General features: G+C 68.8%; 17 protein-coding genes and 1 pseudogene. 6 read left to right on the forward strand and 12 right to left on the reverse strand.

What is annotated here, in order from left to right; genetic code table 11:
* Positions 1-32 precede the first annotated feature (32 nt).
* Complete coding sequence (locus QUE33_RS13885; RefSeq protein ID WP_286300803.1) at positions 33-1,085, forward strand: LacI family DNA-binding transcriptional regulator; 1,053 nt, start codon at positions 33-35, stop codon at positions 1,083-1,085.
* Positions 1,082-2,367, forward strand: a pseudogene (rlmN, locus tag QUE33_RS13890) (dual-specificity RNA methyltransferase RlmN). The gene QUE33_RS13885 and the pseudogene rlmN overlap by 4 nt, the downstream one beginning before the upstream one ends.
* 159 nt (positions 2,368-2,526) lie before the next feature.
* Here rlmN and QUE33_RS13895 read toward each other — a convergent pair.
* The gene (locus tag QUE33_RS13895; RefSeq protein ID WP_286300806.1) at positions 2,527-3,009 is read right to left on the reverse strand and encodes a SixA phosphatase family protein; all 483 of its coding nucleotides are present in this window, start codon (positions 3,007-3,009) and stop codon (positions 2,527-2,529) included.
* Between the two features lie 461 nt (positions 3,010-3,470).
* On the opposite strand from QUE33_RS13895, the gene QUE33_RS13900 reads away from it, so the two are divergent.
* Complete coding sequence (locus QUE33_RS13900) at positions 3,471-4,757, forward strand: DUF4407 domain-containing protein (protein ID WP_286300807.1); 1,287 nt, start codon at positions 3,471-3,473, stop codon at positions 4,755-4,757.
* A gap of 19 nt (positions 4,758-4,776) precedes the next feature.
* Positions 4,777-5,790 carry an aldo/keto reductase family protein gene (locus QUE33_RS13905; protein ID WP_286300808.1) on the forward strand — a complete coding sequence of 338 codons (1,014 nt, stop codon included), beginning with the start codon at positions 4,777-4,779 and terminating at the stop codon, positions 5,788-5,790.
* Positions 5,791-5,940: 150 nt separating this feature from the next.
* Here QUE33_RS13905 and QUE33_RS13910 read toward each other — a convergent pair whose 3' ends face one another.
* From QUE33_RS13910 to QUE33_RS13925, 4 genes are read right to left on the reverse strand one after another with little or no spacing between them, the layout of a single operon-like run.
* Complete coding sequence (locus QUE33_RS13910; RefSeq protein ID WP_286300809.1) at positions 5,941-6,846, reverse strand: carbohydrate ABC transporter permease; 906 nt, start codon at positions 6,844-6,846, stop codon at positions 5,941-5,943.
* Positions 6,843-7,787: a carbohydrate ABC transporter permease gene (locus QUE33_RS13915; protein ID WP_286300811.1), complete on the reverse strand. Its 945-nt coding sequence runs from the start codon at positions 7,785-7,787 to the stop codon at positions 6,843-6,845. Before QUE33_RS13915 ends, QUE33_RS13910 begins: the two co-directional genes overlap by 4 nt.
* A gap of 3 nt (positions 7,788-7,790) precedes the next feature.
* Positions 7,791-9,101, reverse strand: coding sequence for an ABC transporter substrate-binding protein (locus QUE33_RS13920; protein WP_286300813.1), 1,311 nt, complete (start codon positions 9,099-9,101; stop codon positions 7,791-7,793).
* Positions 9,102-9,149: 48 nt separating this feature from the next.
* Positions 9,150-10,211, reverse strand: coding sequence for an aminotransferase class V-fold PLP-dependent enzyme (locus tag QUE33_RS13925; RefSeq protein ID WP_286300815.1), 1,062 nt, complete (start codon positions 10,209-10,211; stop codon positions 9,150-9,152).
* Between the two features lie 484 nt (positions 10,212-10,695).
* Between QUE33_RS13925 and QUE33_RS13935 the strand changes: the two genes are divergently transcribed.
* Positions 10,696-11,247 (forward strand): FadR/GntR family transcriptional regulator, encoded by a 552-nt coding sequence (locus QUE33_RS13935; RefSeq protein ID WP_286303169.1) that lies wholly within the window; start codon positions 10,696-10,698, stop codon positions 11,245-11,247.
* Positions 11,248-11,346: 99 nt separating this feature from the next.
* Here the strand turns inward: QUE33_RS13935 and QUE33_RS13940 are convergent, their stop codons facing one another.
* From QUE33_RS13940 to QUE33_RS13965, 6 genes are all read right to left on the reverse strand, one after another.
* Positions 11,347-12,735 (reverse strand): FAD-binding oxidoreductase, encoded by a 1,389-nt coding sequence (locus QUE33_RS13940; protein WP_286300817.1) that lies wholly within the window; start codon positions 12,733-12,735, stop codon positions 11,347-11,349.
* A 142-nt stretch (positions 12,736-12,877) separates the two neighbouring features.
* A complete protein-coding gene (locus tag QUE33_RS13945) occupies positions 12,878-13,390 on the reverse strand; it encodes a glycine cleavage system transcriptional repressor (protein ID WP_286300819.1) in 513 nt (170 codons plus the stop codon).
* 125 nt (positions 13,391-13,515) lie between these two features.
* Positions 13,516-14,565: a PLP-dependent cysteine synthase family protein gene (locus QUE33_RS13950; protein WP_286300821.1), complete on the reverse strand. Its 1,050-nt coding sequence runs from the start codon at positions 14,563-14,565 to the stop codon at positions 13,516-13,518.
* 41 nt (positions 14,566-14,606) lie between these two features.
* Complete coding sequence (locus QUE33_RS13955; protein WP_286300823.1) at positions 14,607-15,341, reverse strand: ribokinase; 735 nt, start codon at positions 15,339-15,341, stop codon at positions 14,607-14,609.
* The gene (locus QUE33_RS13960) at positions 15,278-15,541 is read right to left on the reverse strand and encodes a hypothetical protein (RefSeq protein ID WP_286300824.1); all 264 of its coding nucleotides are present in this window, start codon (positions 15,539-15,541) and stop codon (positions 15,278-15,280) included. The genes QUE33_RS13955 and QUE33_RS13960 overlap by 64 nt, the downstream gene beginning before the upstream one ends.
* 19 nt (positions 15,542-15,560) lie before the next feature.
* Complete coding sequence (locus QUE33_RS13965; RefSeq protein ID WP_286300825.1) at positions 15,561-16,241, reverse strand: FadR/GntR family transcriptional regulator; 681 nt, start codon at positions 16,239-16,241, stop codon at positions 15,561-15,563.
* Positions 16,242-16,298: 57 nt separating this feature from the next.
* On the opposite strand from QUE33_RS13965, the gene QUE33_RS13970 reads away from it, so the two are divergent.
* Complete coding sequence (locus tag QUE33_RS13970) at positions 16,299-17,177, forward strand: amidohydrolase family protein (protein WP_286300826.1); 879 nt, start codon at positions 16,299-16,301, stop codon at positions 17,175-17,177.
* An 88-nt stretch (positions 17,178-17,265) separates the two neighbouring features.
* On the opposite strand, the gene QUE33_RS13975 is transcribed toward QUE33_RS13970, so the two are convergent.
* On the reverse strand, positions 17,266-17,478 hold the full coding sequence (locus QUE33_RS13975) for a hypothetical protein (protein ID WP_286300827.1): 213 nt from the start codon (positions 17,476-17,478) through the stop codon (positions 17,266-17,268).
* Positions 17,479-17,609: the final 131 nt, after the last annotated feature.

A 17,609-nucleotide genomic window follows, 5' to 3' on the forward strand; every position in this document is an offset into this window, starting at 1 on the left:
TGAATGTCTCAGAAATTGCGCAAAATAGTGACATGGCTCCTGCTCGCCGTGTCACCCTCGCTCGCGTCGCCGAGGAGGCAGGGGTCAGCGTGTCCACCGCATCCCGAGCGCTGCGGGGCCGCGGCGAGATGTCCGCCGGTACCCGCACGCGCGTGCTGCGCGCCGCTGCGCGGGTCGGGTACACGTTCGGTGAGTCCCGAGGTCGTCCACGTGACCGCACCGCTGGTGTCATCGACGTCGTCTTCGGAGACTTCCACGATCCGTACACGGATGAGGTCGTGGCGGGTGCGCGGACGGCGGCGGCCGCCCGACGGTACGACCTCGTGCTCACCACTGACCACAAGATCGCCGATGACGACTGGCCTCATCGCATCCGCGCCCGGGGCACGGCGGGTGTGATCGTCGGGCTGAGGATGCCGACGGCGGTGCAGGTCGCGTTGATGCGCGATGCAGGGATTCCCCTGGTGCTGCTCGACCCACCCGGCGAGCCTCCCGCATCCCTGCCCAGCATCCGCACGACCGATCGGGCTGGCGGAGTCTCGGCAGCCGAGCACTTGATCGCTCGCGGTGCGCAGCGGTTCATCCTGATCGGCGGCACGCCGTCGCACCGTTTCGGTCGAGGGAGAGTCGATGGCTTCACGGCGACGGTGCGGGAGCAGGCACCCGAGGTCGAGTTGGTGCGCGTCGATGCCGATTGGGGTGCTCGAGCAGCCGAGAGCGCCTGCGCGCGAGCGTTGCGAGCGCTGCGCGGCGGAGGAGCGATCGGTCTGTTCGCCTGCAACGACGAGATGGCTGCCGGTGCCTACCGGGCGATCGCCGCCGCGGGACTGTCCGTGCCGAGGGATGTGCTCGTGGTCGGGTTCGATGACGTGCGCGGTGCGCGCTGGCTGCATCCTCCTCTGACGACCATCCGTCAGCCGATCCGGGAGATGGGCGCCGCGGCGGTGCGGACCCTGCTCCGCGGGAGCGATGGCGCGGACATCAGCGGCGAGACAATAGAGCTTCCCACCGCCCTGGTGGTCCGGGGCTCGACTGCCGCCGCCCCAGCCTCTTCTCACCCGTCAGCCCGTACCCTGGAAGGATGACCGAGACTTCTCCTGCGCGCCCTGTGAGCACTGGCGTGCGCCAGACACGCCCGCGCACAGCGCCCGCGGCCTCCGGCGCGCCGCAGGTGCGCCCGAAGACAGAGGGCTGGACGCAGAAGAAGGATGCCGAGGGACGGCCGCTGCTGCAGTTCGCCAGCCCCAAGCGCGGCAAGCCCCCGTGCACCTGGCCGACATGACCCCCGCCGAACGAGTGGAGAAGGTGAAGGAGCTGGGGATGCCCGGCTTCCGCGCCAAGCAGCTCTCGACCCACTACTTCACGCATTACACCTCTGACCCCGCGCACATGACCGACCTGCCTGCTGAGCAGCGTGAGGAGTTCGTGGCCGGGATGCTGCCGCCGCTGCTCACCGAGGTGAAGCGGCTGGAGACCGACCGAGGCGACACGATCAAGTTCCTCTGGCGGCTGCACGACGGCGCGCTCGTCGAGTCGGTGCTGATGCGCTACCCGGGCCGCATCACCCTGTGCGTGTCGAGCCAGGCCGGCTGCGGCATGAACTGCCCGTTCTGCGCCACCGGCCAGGCCGGGCTCACTCGCAACATGTCCACTGCCGAGATCGTCGAGCAGATCGTGCGCGCCAACCGGTTGATCGCCGAGGGCGGTCTCGGCGGCAAGAAGGCCGACGATCATTCGATGGAGCGCGTGAGCAACATCGTCTTCATGGGCATGGGCGAGCCGCTGGCCAACTACAAGCGGGTGATGGATGCCGTGCGCTGCATGGTCGCCCCGCAGCCCAACGGTCTGGGTATGAGTGCGCGTGGGATCACGGTCTCGACGGTCGGTCTCGTGCCCGCGATCCGCAAGCTCGCAGACGAGAACATCCCGGTCACCTTCGCCCTCTCGCTGCACGCGCCCGACGACGAGCTGCGTGACGAGCTCATCCCGGTCAATTCGCGCTGGAAGGTCGAAGAGGCGCTAGATGCCGCGTACGGGTACTACGAGAAGACCGGACGGCGCGTGTCGATCGAGTACGCGCTGATCAAGGACATGAACGACCACGCCTGGCGCGCCGATCTGCTGGCGCAGAAGCTCAACTCCCGCGGCCGCGGCTGGGTGCACGTCAACCCGATCCCGCTGAATCCCACGCCGGAGTCGGTGTGGACGGCATCGACCCGTGAGGTGACGAACGAGTTCGTGCGCCGCCTGAACGATGCCGGCATCCCGACCACCCTGCGCGACACCCGCGGCAAGGAGATCGACGGCGCCTGCGGCCAGCTGGTGGCCACCTCCGAGGACGAGGTCGCCGCCGCCGCGATGGCCTGAGCGTCGGCAGATTGCGGTTTTGACCCTCGGCATTCTGCGGCTCCGGGGTTCGGCAAACGGTGGTTCCTGGCCGGCCTCACGTTCCATCTCGGAACGACCGGATACAACGCTGGCGACAGAATGCACGTGCTGCCGGTCGATCGTCTCTGGCAGGTCTGATCAGTCTGCGTCGTGCGGAGTCCGCAGGCGCAGCATCCGTCCCGCGCCCTCGATCAGCTCCGCCCAGGAGCCGACGTCAACCGCGCATTCCGCGACGACGCAGGTGGGGAACTCGACGAAGGCCCCGGTGAGGTCGGCGACCGCGTCGTGCATGCCGGGGTTGTGGCCGACGAGCATCGCGACCTCGACGTCGTCGGGGAGCGCTGCGGCGACCTCCAGGATGGTGCCGGCGGATGCCGCGTACAGCGCAGGCTCCTCGACCACACGCAGCCCGAACGCCGACGCGTATTCATCGGCGGTGCTGCGTGCCCTGGTCGCGCTGCTGGAGACGATCCGCTGCAGCCGCACGCCCTCCTCGCGCAGGCGCCGGGCCATGGCCGGCGCGTCGCGGCGACCACGGGAGTTCAGCGGCCGATCGTGATCGGAGAGACCGTGGATGCCCCAGTCGGACTTGGCGTGACGGGCCAGCAGCAGCGTCTTCATGACACCAGCCTGACACCGCACAGGCCTCGCGCGCATCCCTTTCCTGAGAGTCGTTTGCAGGGTTCATCGGGCAGTCCCACAGCCGGCGTTTCCTAATCTCGAAGGATGTCCTATTCCGCGCATCGCCCTGGTCGGATGGATTCCCAGGGGCGGATCTTGATCGAGACCGACGCCCCCGAAGGCGCCGTGACCGACGAAGACCTCGAGTTCCTGCGTGCATTCGAACCGACCGGTAGCCGCCAGACGGATGCCGAGGATCGCCAGACGGATGCCGAGGATGCGGCCACGCACCCGACCGCAGTGATCGATCCCGACCCGGTGATCGATCCCGACCCGGCGGACGAGCAGCCGGCCCCGGTCCCCGCTCCGCACCCGAAGCGCGAGCGCGCCCCGCGCACCCCGGATCCCGCCTGCGCACGCTCGCGATCCTCGGCGGCGCCGATGGCCCCATCCTCGACCGTGTGCCCGGCGAGACACCCCGCTTCGTGCAGATGTTCTTCGTGCTTCTCGGCACAGCGCTGGTCTCGGCGATTTCGATGCTGTTCGCCCTCACCACCGGCGTTCAGGTCGCGATCTGGGTGGCGGTGCCGCTGGCGATCGTGTGGGCCGCGATCATCTTCAACCTCGACCGCTTCCTCACCGCGTCGATGTCCTCGACGCGCAGCATCGGCAAGCTCATCGCACTGGCACTGCCACGCGTGGCGATGGCCGCGCTGATCGGATTCCTCGTTGCCGAGCCGCTCGTGCTGCAGGTGTTCCACAACGACATCTCCCGTGAGGTGGCCTCCACCAACATCACCCAGTCGCAGTCCGATCAGGACGCGCTCGAGAAGGGCCCTGAGAAGAAGGCGCTGGATGCGGCATCCGCCCGCCTCGCCGCACTCGAGAACCAGGCCGCCACCGGCATCGTGGCCGGCACCGACTCCGGCACCGCGTCGACCTCGGTGGCGCAGGCCACCGTCGACGACATCACCGGCAAGATGGCCGACCAGCAGAAGGTCATCGACTCGGCCCGCGCGCTGTACCAGTGTGAGCTGACCGGAGAGGGAGCGGGGACAGTGCCCGGCTGCACCGGCGTGCACGGCCAGGGCTCCAGCTCCGATGCCGCCAAGGCACAGCTCGCGCAGGCGCAGCAGACCTACGACGCCCTCGCCGCGCAGCTGCGCAGCGCCAACGAGGATCTGGCGGCCGCCGAGACCTCGGCGAAGGCGAACACCACGGCATCCGAGCAGACCAACCGCGAGCAGGCGAAGGATCAGCTGCCTGCAGCCAAGACCACCTACCAGAACGCGCTCGCCGCCTACAACGCCCGCGCCGACGCCGTCGCTGCGGGCAACGCCGGCGCGATCGGCCTGCTCAGCCAGATCACGGGCCTGAACCGCCTGGCCGCCAAGGAGCCCACCATCTTCTGGGCGCACTGGCTGATCGCGGCGCTGTTCTTCATGATCGAACTGCTGCCGGTGCTCGTGAAGGTGCTCACCAGCTACGGCGACCCCTCGCTGTACGAGAAGACCGCCGCGATCCGCAAGCAGGTCGATCTCGACCGGGTCACAGCCGACGGCTTCCGGGACCGCGCGGCGATCGTGACGGCGGATGCTGCGACTGCAGCTCCCTCGGCATCCGTCGGGCAGCCCGGCTCTTCGGCATCCGCTGCGCCTCGGGCATCCGATCCTGCTCCCGACCGCGACGACGGCGCGCCGACGGTCCCGCTGACGCGGGCGGACATGCGGGAGTCCGCACCGGTCTGACGGGCAGTAGCGTTGGATCATGGTCAACTATCGCTATCTCGGCAACAGCGGTCTCAAGGTCTCGGAGATCACCTACGGCAACTGGGTGACGCACGCCTCGCAGGTCGGTGACGACGCTGCGGTCAAAACCGTGCACGCCGCGCTGGATGCCGGCATCACCACGTTCGACACCGCCGACACCTATGCCAACACAGCTGCCGAGGTTGTGCTCGGCAAGGCGCTCGCCGGCCAGCGCCGTGCGGGGCTGGAGATCTTCACCAAGGTCTACTTCCCGACCGGGCCGAAGGGCCCGAACGACACCGGTCTGAGCCGCAAGCACATCTTCGAGTCGATCGACGGCTCGCTGCAGCGGCTCGGCACCGACTACGTCGACCTGTACCAGGCGCACCGCTACGACCACGAGACCCCGCTCGAGGAGACGATGCAGGCCTTCGCCGACGTCGTGCGGGCGGGCAAGGCGCTGTACATCGGCGTCTCGGAGTGGACCGCCGAGCAGCTGCGCGCGGGACACGCTCTGTCGAAGCAGCTCGGCTTCCAGCTGATCTCGAACCAGCCGCAGTACTCCATGCTGCACCGCGTGATCGAGGGCAAGGTCGTGCCGGCCTCGGAGGAGCTGGGCATCTCGCAGATCGTCTGGTCGCCAATGGCCCAGGGCGTGCTCAGCGGCAAGTATCTGCCGGGCCAGCCCGTGCCCGAGGGCTCGCGCGCCACCGACCCGCACTCCGGCGCGCACTTCATCGAGCGGCTGCTGCGCGACGACATCCTCGAGGCTGTGCAGCGGCTCAAGCCGATCGCCGCCGACGCGGGGCTTTCGATGCCGCAGCTGGCGATCGCCTGGGTGCTGCAGAACCAGAACGTCGCCGCGGCTCTGGTCGGCGCGTCGCGTCCCGAGCAGCTCGCCGACACGGTCAAGGCGTCCGGCGTGAAGCTGGATGCCGACACCATGGCCGCCATCGACACCGCGCTCGTCGGCGTCGTCAACGACGACCCCGAGGACACCTACACGGTCTCCCCGAAGGCCCGTCTGGTCTGAGCCCGCCCGGGGCGATCCCCATCTCCAGGTCGCAACGGATGCCGCTATTCGGGCTCCGAAGCGGCAACCATTGCGACCTGGAGGATGTGTTCGGTCGTCGTGGCGGCCACCATTGCGACCTGGAGGGGCGCAGGGTGAGACGCGGGGCGACTACTCCTTGACGGCGCCGGACGTCAGGCCCTGCACGATCCAGCGGCTCGCCAGGGCGAACATCAGCATCGTCGGCAGGATCGTCAGCACCGCGGCCGCCGACATCGAGCCCCAGTCGATGTTGAACGTCGAGATGAAGCCGTTCAGCGCCGAGGGCACCGTGCGGTTCGCATCCGTGTTCATCAGCACCACCGACAGGAACAGCTCGTTCCAGCAGTTCACGAAGTTGAAGATGAACGCCGCGATGATGCCCGGCGTCATCACCGGCACCAGCACCCGGAACAGGGCGCCCAGGCGCGAGCATCCGTCGATCATCGCCGCCTCTTCGAGCGCATCGGGCACGTTCTCGAAGAAGCCACGCAGCATGACCGTCGAGAACGGGATGCAGATCGCGATGTACACCAGGATCAGGCCGGGCTTGGTGTCGACCAGCCCCAGGTCGCTCATCATCGTGTAGAGCGGACCGAGAGCGATGAACGCGGGGATCATCTGCGTCAGCAGGAACGCGATCAGCACCGCGCCCTTGCCGCGGAAGTCGAACCGTGCGATCACATAGGCGCTCAGCAGCGCGATGAGAGTGGCGACCGCGCCCGCGGTGAGCGCGACCAGCGCGGAGTTGCCCAGGAAGACGCCGAAGGAGCTCTTCTGGAACAGGCTGACGTAGTTGTCCAGCGACGGCTGGCTGGGCCAGTACTCGATCGGGTACTTGTTGACCGTGCTCGGCGACTTGAACGAGGTCAGCGCGATCCAGTACAGCGGGAACAGCGTGATGATCAGCCACAGAGCCAGGCCCGCCACCCGCACCACACCACCGGCGGTCACCCTGCGCGGTCCGCGGGGAGCGGATGCCGGGTCGGGTACGGTCAGACGGCGGGTCGCGGTCGTGGTCGTGGTCGTGGAGGTCATCGCTGAACCTTCCTCATCGCCATCAGGTAGAACGCGCAGAACACGAACAGGAGGGCGACGACGATCAGGCCGATGGCGCTCGCGATGCCGTAATTGCCCTGCTGGGTGTAGTCGATCATCCACGTCGTGACGATGTGCGTCTGGTTGGCGGGCCCGCCGCGGGTCATCGCCCAGATGATGTCGGGGAAGTTGAAGATCCAGATCACGCGCAGCAGGATCGTCAGCAGCAGCGTCATCGAGATGTACGGGATGATGATCGAGAACAGCTGACGCACCTTGCCCGCGCCGTCCAGGCTGGCGGCCTCGAGCATGTCATCCGGCACCGACTGCAGCGCGGCGAGGATCATGATGGCGAAGAACGTCACGCCGTACCAGATGTTCGCCGTGATCACCGCGAACATCGCCAGCTTCGGATCGGCCAGCCACGGCAGCGGCTGCTCGATCAGGCCCACCTTCATGAGCAGATCGTTGACCACGCCGAACTCGGCGTTGAACATCCAGCGGAACAGCATCCCGATCAGGAATCCCGAGACAGCCCACGGGAAGAACACCAGCGCCTGGTAGAGCCCGCGGAAGCGGAACCTCTTGCGCAGCGCGAGCGCGATCAGGAACCCGATGACCAGCTGCGGAACCAGCGACCCCACCACCCAGAGCACCGAGTTCCACGCGACCTGCCCGAACAGCGGGTTCTCGAAGACGGCGACGAAGTTGTCGAAGCCGACCCACGGCGTGGAGGTGAGATCCCACAGGTTCCAGTCGTGGAACGCCATGCGGGCGCCCTGCAGCATCGGGAAGTACGTGAACCAGCACACGAACACGACGGCCGGCAGCATGAACGCCAGCAACGTCAGCGCGTGCCGGGCACGGAAGGGGCGCCGGGATGCCGGGGAGGCCCCGTCGGCAGTGCCGGCGGGGCTTCCCGAGCGAGTGAGGCGAGCCACGGGTCAGCCCTTCTCCGCGGCGAACTTCTCCGTCCAGAACTCGTCCCAGGACTTCAGCAGCTCGGTCGTGGTCATGTCGCCGAGCAGCACCTTCTGCACGTCCTGATCGGACTTCTGGATCCATTCGGTCCACCAGCTGACCCCGCGAGGCTGACGCACGTTGACGTAGGTGTCGGGGTTCTCGGTCATCGTGACGTAGCTGCTCCACGGGCCGGTCTTGTAGAAGTCGTCATCCGAAGCGGATGCGATGATCGGCACCAGGCTGTTGGCCTGGGCGAACTTCGTGGCGGGCTCGGTCGACGAGAGGTACTCGACGAGCTTGACCGCGGCATCCGTGTTCGCGCTGTTCTTGGCCACACCCCAGCCGGCGACGGCCAGCGGCTGCGCGGCCTTGCCGGTCGGCCCGACCAGCAGCGGAGCGGTGTCCCACTGATCCTCCGTCAGCGAGGAGTCCTGCACGGTGGCGATCACCTCGGGGTCCTGCAGCAGGAACGCCGTGGAGCCGTTGGTGAACCCGGCGACCATCTCGGGGTAGCCCCACGAGACGGCCGACGGCGGCGAGGCCTTCTTGAACAGGTCGAAGTAGTCATCGACGGCGGCCTGTGCCTCGGGGGCGGCGAACATCGTGGTGCCGTCCTTCATCGAGAAGGCGTTGTCCACGTCGAGATCCTCGATCGTGTACGCCTCGATGGCGGCGACCACGTTGCTGTTGGCGTTCTGCCCGCCGCGGAACGCGTAGCCGTAGATGTTCTTCGAGGGGTCCTGGATGGCGGAGGCCTGCTCCAGCAGGTCGGTCCAGCTGTGTGGCGGTCCGTCGAAGCCGGCCTCCTTGACCAGGTCGGTGCGGTAGAACAGCGAGAGGCCGTAGAAGCCGTAGGGCACGAAGTAGGTCTTGCCGTCCTCGGCCACCGACGCCGACTGCGCGTTGTCGGTGAGGTCGTCCCAGCCGTCCCACTTGTCGAGGTCGCTCTTCAGGTCGTACAGCCAGCCATTGTTCGCGAACGGGCCGACGGTGATGTCGCGCACCTCGAGCACGTCCACGCCCTTGCCCGACTGCAGCATCTGCTGGATCTTCTGGTCGGCCTGCTCGGTGGGAGGCGAGACGAGGTTGACCTTGATCTTCGGGTTGTCCTTCTCGAACTGGTCGAGCAGACCCTGCAGCAGCTCGGTGCGAGCCGGGTTGGTCAGGCTCTCGACCATCTGCAGGGTGACGGTGCCGTCGGCGGCCGGTCCGCCGCCGGAGGAGCAGCCGGTGAGCGCCAGGGCGGCGACAGTGCCGATCCCCGCTGCGGCCGTCAAGATCCTGTGCTTCATGATGTGCCTTTCGATCTGGGTGGGTGGGTGGTATTGGTCTGGAAGTGGTCAGAGAATGTGAGCGGAGGAGCGGATGCCGATGCCGGCGCGCCGCAGCAGCTGCGGCACACACCGCTCGACGAACGCCTCGATGTCGGAGGCCTCGTTGTACAGGTGCACGGAGAGGCGGAAGTAGCCGGTGCCCTGGAAGCTGGTGAAGGCCGTCTCGACGCCGACCTCGTCGAGCAGCTCCATCCGCAGGTCGTCGGCCTCCTCGCGAGTGGCGCCGAGCCCCTGCGGCAGGCGCACCATGCGCATCGATGCGACCGGCGACGGCAGCGGGGTCAGCGGATCCTCGGCGCTGTAGGGGCGCAGCGCGTCGGCGATCGCCTCGGCTCCGGCATCCGCCATCGCACTCAGTGCCTCGCGGGCAGCCGCCCAGCCGAACTCCTGCTCGACGAAGTCGATGGCGGCGGGTGTGCTGAGGTAGGCGGTGGCGTCGATGGTGCCCTGGGTGTCGAACCGGCCGGGGAAGGGCTCGGGGGCGCCCCAGGAGTCGATCAGCGGCCAGAGCTCCTGACGGTCGGGGGTCTGCGTCACCAGCAGCGCCGAGCCGCGGGGCGCGGCGGGCCACTTGTGCATGTTGCCGAACCACCAGTCGCCGCCGCCCTCGACGGCGGCATCCGGGATGAGCCCCGGTGCGTGCGCACCGTCGACGAGCGTGCGGATGCCGTGTTCTGCGGCATCCGCGGCGATGCGGCGGCTGGGCAGTCGGCGTGCTGTGGGCGAGGTGATCTGGTCGACGACGATCAGCCGCGTGCGGTCGGCGCGAGCGTCGGCGAAGCGCTGCACGACTTCGTCGTCATCGGCGGCGAGCGGGATGCTCACGACCCGGACGTTCGCGCCGAAGCGTCGCGCAAGTCGCCGCGCGCCCATGGTGACCGCGCCGTAGCCATGGTCGGTGACGAGGATCTCGTCGTCGGCGTCGAGGCGCAGGGCGTTGTAGACGACGGTCGCGGCGGCAGACGCGTTCGGGACGAAGGCACTGTCGCCGGCTGCGGCGCCCACGAACGGGGCGGTCCGCTCGCGCGCTTCGCGCATGCGCTCGGCGATGCGCGGGAACCACTCCACAGGGCTGCGGTCGGCGCGGCGGCGCAGCCCTCCTGGTGGGTGACGACCGGAACCGGCACGGCGCCGAAGGAGCCGTGGTTGAGGTGGATGATCTCCGGATCCAGGGGCCATGCCTCACGCGCGCGGGCGAACGATCGCAGGCGGAGTGGGGCGGGGAAGTCGGTGACTGTCATCGGTCCTCATCTGTCATGACAGGAAGTTGTTGCACAACATTGCCACATCTCAGGGAATTGTGCGACTCTTTGGCGGAGGCATGCGTCAAGTTGTTATACGAATCGGGATCCGGGGCGAGCATCCGACAGAATCGCAGCAGGCGTTCCGCCGTCGCGGAGAGGAATCATATGAGCGTGTTGGACACGGCGCTGCACGGGCTGCGCGCACTGATCGCCGACGGCACGCTGCAGCCGGGTGACCGACTGCCCAGCGAGGGCGACCTGTGCGAGCAGCTGGAGTCTCGCGGGGATCGCTGCGTGAGGCGATCCGGATGCTCGCCGCACTGGGCGTGCTCGAGACCCGGCACGGCTCGGGAAGCTACGTGAGCGATCTGAATGCCGGCGACCTGATCGGCAGCCTCTCACTGACGGTCGGCCTGTTGCCGTTGGACTCGATTCTGGAGCTGTACGAGCTGCGCCGTGCACTGGAGGCGCATGCCGCGTCGCTGGCGACGGCCCGCATCGACGCAGAGGTTCTCGCCGAACTGGATGCGCTGCTGGTCGTGCTGGAGGCCACCGTCGACGACGATGAGCAGTCCCGGCTGGACCACGAGTTCCACATGCGCATCGCCGAGGTGGCGGGAAACTCGGCGCTGGCGAGTCTGCTCGCCGTGTTCCGTGCGCGCTCGCGCGCGTACCGGATCTTCCGCACCGACAGCGCGGACGAGATCAAGACGCTCTCGGATGCCGGGCATCGCGCGATCCTGCGCGGCCTGGAGGCCCGGGATCCGGTCGCGGCCTCAGCCGCCGCGGCGAGTCACGTCGCGCAGACCGAGTACTGGCTGCGCCGCCTGCAGCCCGACGCCATCGGCCTGACCGACTGAGGCCCGGCGCGCTCCAGGTCGCAACGGATGCCGCTTTGCGGCGATTTCAGCGGCAACCATCGCGACCTGGAGGAAATCGTGACGGATGCCGCGACCCGGTCAGACCGGGCCGAAGATCGCGCCGGGGTTGAGGATGTTCTGCGGGTCGAGGGCCTTCTTGATGCGCAGATTCAGCTCCAGCACGTCGTCACCCAGGTAGTCCGCCAGCCAGGGCTGCTTGAGCCGTCCCACCCCGTGCTCGCCGGTGATCGTGCCGCCCAGCTCGATCGCCAGCGCCATCACCTCGCCGAAGGCGAGATCGGCCTGCGCGCGCTGTTCGGCATCCGTCGGATCCAGCACGATCAGCGGATGCGTGTTGCCGTCGCCGGCGTGCGCGACCACGGCGATCTCGACGCCGCGGGCCTCGGCGATCGCGCGCATCCCGTCGATCAGGGCGCCCAGCCGCGGCAACGGGACGCCGACGTCCTCCAGCAGCAGGGCACCGCGCTTCTCGACCGCGGGGATCGCCTGCCGCCGCGCCTCGATCAGCGCCTCGCTCTCATCCGGGTCGCTGGTGGCGTACACCTCGGTCGCGCCGTGCAGGCCGCAGGTCTGCTCGATGGCCTCGATCTGCGCGCCGGCGACCTCAGCGGGCTCGTCGGACTGCACGATCAGCATGGCCGCCGCCGAGCGGTCGAGCTCCATGCGCATCATGTCCTCGACGGCGTTGATGGTGATCTGATCCATGAACTCCAGCATCGACGGGCGCATCGCCGCCCTGATGTCGACGACCGCGTCGATCGCACCGGCGACGGTGGGGAACACCGCCACCAGGGTGGTGGGCGTGCGCTGGGCGGGCACGAGCCGCAGCGTCGCCTCGGTGACGATGCCCAGCGTGCCCTCGCTGCCCACGAACAGCTTGGTCAGCGAGAGCCCGGCGACGTCCTTCAGCCGCGGGCCGCCGAGCTTCACCGCGCGCCCGTCGGCGAGCACGACGGTGAGCCCGAGCACATAGTCGGTGGTCACGCCGTACTTCACGCAGCACAGCCCACCGGCGTTGGTGGCGATGTTGCCGCCGATCGAGCAGAACTCCTGAGAGGACGGGTCGGGCGGATACCAGAGACCGTGCTCGGATGCCGCGGCTTTGACCTCGGCGTTGAACGCACCGGGCTGCACGACGGCCATCTGCAGGGCAGCGTCGACGGTGATCTGCCGCATCCGCTCCAACGAGACGACGATGGCGCCGTCGACGGCGGAGGAGCCGCCGGACAGCCCCGAACCCGCACCGCGCGGCACGATGCCGACGCCATCGCGGGCGGCGATGCGCACCGCGGCCTGCACGTCTTCGGTGCAGGTCGCCCGCACGACGGCGAGCGGTGTGCCGGCATCCGGGTCCTCGGCGCGGTCGCGCCGGTACGCCTGCAGGGAGTCGGGCGCGGTGAGGACGGCGCCCTCGGGCAGCTCGGCCGTCAGAGCGGAGAGCACGCGTGCGTCACGGTCGTCGGTCATCGGGCATCCTCGGCATTCCCGCTGCCCGCGTCGGCAGCGCTCCCACCACTGTGGCATATGCGGCGCGGAGGGAGAGCGCCGGTTCCGCAGGGCGAGAGAGGACGTTCCATCCGCGCGGGGTGTCGTCTGCTGCAGAAGCCGTTCAGAGGATGCTGATGTCGACCTGCAGGTCGTGCGTGAGTCGCTCGATGTCGTCGCGAAGGGCGTCGAGATCAGCGGATGCCGGAACACTCGCCGTCACTGCGGACTCGAACAGCCGTCCGCCGGCCATCGCCGCGTCACGTGTCTGCGTGGTCATGCTCTCGATGCTGAGTGCGTGAGCGCTGAGCACTCCCGACACCTCGCGCACGATCCCGGGCCGGTCGTCGCCCAGCACCGTCACCGAGACGCGTCGCGGCTGCGTGTCATCGTGCACGGGAGCAGTGCCCGCGTTGACGGTCACGGTCAGCATCCCGTCCAGCTCGCGCAGCGCCCTCTGCAGTTCGCCGACGCGCTCCTCGGCCACCGTGACCTCGATCACGCCCGCGAAGGTTCCGGCCAACTCGGCGAGGCTGCTGTTCTCCCAGTTGCCGCCATGGGCGTCGACGAGGTCGGCGACGGCGGAGACCAGTCCGGGGCGATCCGCTCCCGCGACCGTGAGGATGAGCGTGGTCATGACATCAGCGTACCGAGCACGTCAGCGTACCGAGCACATCAGCGTGCCGAGCGCTGCGCCGTGGGCGCGGGAGCAGCCGATGAACGTATCGGCAGCAGTCGATGCCGGAATGTGAGGCTGATCGCTCACCACAGCCCGGTGTCCAGGAAGCGCTCCATGCGCTGCCGGTGCGGCGCCAGGTCCCAGCCCTGCGCGGCGACCCAGGCATCCGAGTAGTACGTGTCCGCGTACCGCACACCACTGTCGCAGATGAGCGTCACGACGCTGCCGGTCTCGCCGGCATGACGCATCCGCGCGATCAGCTCGAATGCGCCGTACAGGTTCGTCCCGGTCGAACCGCCCGCCCAGTGCAGCGTGCGCTCGCGCAGCAGCCGCACGGCGGCGACCGATGCGGCATCCGGCACCTGGATCATCTCGTCGATCACGCTCGGCACGAACGACGACTCGACCCGGGGCCGACCGATCCCCTCGATGCGCGAGGGTGAGCCCACGGCATCCGCATCGCCCTTCCAGCCGGCGTAGAACGCCGAACCCTCCGGGTCGACCACGGCCACCTGCGTGGCATGACGGCGATAGCGCACGTAGCGGCCGAAGGTCGCGCTGGTGCCGCCGGTTCCGGCGCCGACGACGATCCATCGGGGGATCGGATGCCGCTCCTGCGCCAGCTGGCTGAACACGCTCTCCGCGATGTTGTTGTTGCCGCGCCAGTCGGTCGCCCGCTCGGCGAAGGTGAACTGATCCAGGTAGTGGCCGCCGCACTCCGCGGCGAGCCGGCGGGCCTCAGCAGAGATCTCGGAGGCGTTCTCGACGAAGTGGCAGCGGCCGCCGGAGAACTCGATGAGGTCGATCTTCTCCTGACTGGTCGAGCGCGGGACGACCGTGATGAAGGGGAGCCCCAGCATCCGGGCGAAGTACGCCTCAGAGACGGCGGTCGACCCGCTCGACGACTCCACCAGCGTCGTTCCCTCGTCGATCAGGCCGTTCACCAGGCCATAGAGGATCAGCGAGCGTGCGAGGCGGTGCTTGAGCGAGCCGGTCGGATGCACCGACTCGTCCTTCAGATACAGGTCGATGCCCCACTCGGCAGGCAGTGGGAAGAGATGCAGATGCGTGTCGGCGGAGCGGTTGGCATCCGCTTCCAGCACTCGGATGGCGGAACTGACCCACTCGCTCATGGTTCGAGGGTAGCGCGGCGGGGTCTGCGCGCTGGATCACGTCAGGGATGCCAGCAGCGCGTCGACCTCATCGCGCCTCGGCAGGCTGGGGAGGCGCCCTGGCGCGTGACGGCGATGGCGCCCGCGGCGCCGGCGAGACGAGTGGCCTCGGCGAGCGTCCATCCCTCGGCGAGAGCCGCGCCGAGGTAGCCGGCGTAGGCGTCGCCGGCGGCGGTGGTGTCCACGGGTTCGACGGAGATCGGCTCGATGAAGGTCGTCCCTTCGGGGGTGACCACGCAGGATCCCTTCTCGGCCATGGTGATCACGGCCGCGCCGACGCCCTGGGTGAGGAACCAGCGACCGGAGCGCTCGGCCGATGCGGGGTCGGTCACCTCGATACCGCTGAGCACCGTCGCCTCGGTCTCATTCGGCGTGACGATGTCGATACCGGCCCAGACCGCGGCGTCCAGCTCGGCAGCAGGAGCCGGGTCGAGCACGACCGTCATGCCGTGTTCGCGGGCGCGCGCGGTGATGTGCAGGGTGAGGGATGCCGGGGTCTCGAGCTGCGTGAGCAGCACGGACGTCGTCGGGGCCAACGCCGCCAGTGCCACGTCGATCTGCCCGGCGCTGAGCCGGGCGTTGGCGAGCGGGACCATCACGATGTCGTTCTGCGCCGAGGCGTCCACGCGGATGTGCGCGATTCCGGTGGGCCCGGGGACGGTGCGCAGATGGGTCAGGTCGACGCCCGCGGCAGAGAGCCCGTCGACGACGAGGTCGCGGAACAGGTCGTCTCCCACACAGCCGACGAAGCTCGTGCGTGCACCTGCCAGCCCGGCCGCGACGGCCTGGTTCGCCCCTTGCCGCCGAGCACCATCGTGAACTCCTCGCCGAGGATGGTCTCGCCGCGTGCGGGCAGCCGCTGCGAGAAGGCGGTCACATCGGCGGTCACGCTGCCGACGATCACGACGCCGCTGCGGTGGGGCTGATCGATGGTCATGGTCTTCCGTTCGTCGGGGTCAGGGCTTGACGGCCTGGCGCAGCCAGCGCTCGATGCCGGCGACGTGCGCGGTGGCCAGAGACGTCGCCAGCGCGGCGTCGTGCTGGGCGACGGCCTCGGCGATGGCCCGATGTTCCGAGAGGGTGCGCTCCACGGCGCCCTGCTCGGTGAGTCCGCGCCACACCCGCGCGCGGATGGTCTGGCTGCTCAGCCCGTCGATCAGGCTGGCGAGGTAGTCGTTGCCGGCCAGGCGCACGACCTCGTGGTGGAAGTGGATGTCGTGCGCGACCAGGTCGTCGATCGTGACGACCTCGGGGTCGACGGCTTCGATCTCGTCCAGCAGCGCCTGCGCCTCGGCTTCCGTGGCATAGCCGGCGGCCAGCCCGGTGGCCTGGGATTCCAGCATCCGTCGCACGGCGAACAGCTCCAGCAGCGAGTCGTCGTCGTGCATGTCGACGACGAAGCTGATCGCCTCCAGCAGCAGGTGAGGTTCGAGGCTCGTGACGTAGGTGCCGTCGCCGCGGCGCACGTCGAGCACGCGGATGACCTCCAGCGCCTTGACCGCCTCGCGCATGGAGCTGCGGGAGAGTCCGAGCCGCTCGGCCAGCTCCTTTTCGGGCGGCAGCCGGTCGCCGGGTCCGAGCTCGCCGCTGACGATCATCGCCTTGATCTTCTCGATCGCCTCGTCTGTGACAGCCATGGCCACATCTTCGCATAATGATCGGATGTCTGCGGCGGCGTGTGTGACGATGGAGACATGCGCGTCATCGACTCTCATCTGCACCTGTGGGACCCGGCGGTTCTGGAGTACGAGTGGCTGGAGGGCCCGCTGGACTGGCGGTTCGCCGCCGAGGAGATCCTCGAGGAGCAGCTCGCGGGCGTCGATGAAGAGGCGGCGATCTTCGTGCAGGCCGATCCCGTCGAGGGCCGGTCCCTGGACGAGGTGCGCTGGGTCGACTCGATCGCACTCGAGACCGGGGTGGTCGCGATCGTGGCCGGGGCCCGGCTGGATCGTGGAGCGGAGACGGATGCCCAGCTCGCCGCGCTCGCCGAGCACGAGCGCGTGATCGGGGTGCGGCACCTGCTGCAGTCGGAGCGCGACGGGCTCGCTCGCACGGAGGCGTTCCGGCGCGGGGCGCGGATGCTGGCACGCCGGGGCTGGACCTTCGACGCCTGCGTGCGGGCGCAGCAGATCCCGGATGTGACGGCGCTCGCGGCATCCGTTCCCGACCTGCCGATCGTGCTCGATCACCTCGGCAAGCCGTCGGTGGGAACGGCGTCGGCCCCTTCGGCTCCGGATGCCGGCTGGGTGGACGACCTGCGCGAGCTGGCCGCGCAGCCGCAGGTGCACTGCAAGCTGTCGGGACTGCCGGCGGAGTCCGGTGGGGTGTGGACGGATGCTCAGCTGACGCCGTTCCTGGATGTCGCGCTGGACGCGTTCGGCGCCGAGCGGCTGATGTGGGGGAGCGATTGGCCGGTGTCGTCGATCGACTTCGGACGGCTCGAGGACGGCGCGTACGTGATCGGGGCGCGGCAGCGCTGGTTCCGCACCGTCGCCGATTGGGCCGCGTCGCGCGGGGTCGACGCCGATGCGCTGTTCTGGTCGAACGCGCTCGCGTTCTACGGCATCCGCTGACCGGCGCGGGTCGTCTCGTCGGTCGCAACGGGTGTCTGTCGTCCAAGTCGCAATGGATGTCGCTCAGTGCGCGTTCGAGCGGCATCCATTAGTTCCATGCCTGGATGCGACGCTCGGTGAGCTGGCGGGTGTATGGATCCAGCCCGTCGAGATCGAATGAGGTGGGTCGAGCGCGTACGCCGTGGAACGGCGTCTCCAGGTCGGCCCGCCGGAGCCGGCCCCTGCCGACTCCAGCCTCCAGCGCTTGCGGCACGCTGAAAGTGCGGCTGAGGCTGTCGGGAAGCGGTCGTGGAGCGGGCATCGCATCACGATGGCACGTCGGGCACGACCGCCGCAGGCGTTATCCACAGGTGGAAACCAGTGCCCAGGTCGCAATGGATGCCGTCGTAGTGCCGGCGGAGCGGCATCCGTTGCGACCTGGACGTGGGGATG

Source organism: Microbacterium suwonense (genome assembly GCF_030296555.1).
GTDB lineage: Bacteria > Actinomycetota > Actinomycetes > Actinomycetales > Microbacteriaceae > Microbacterium > Microbacterium suwonense.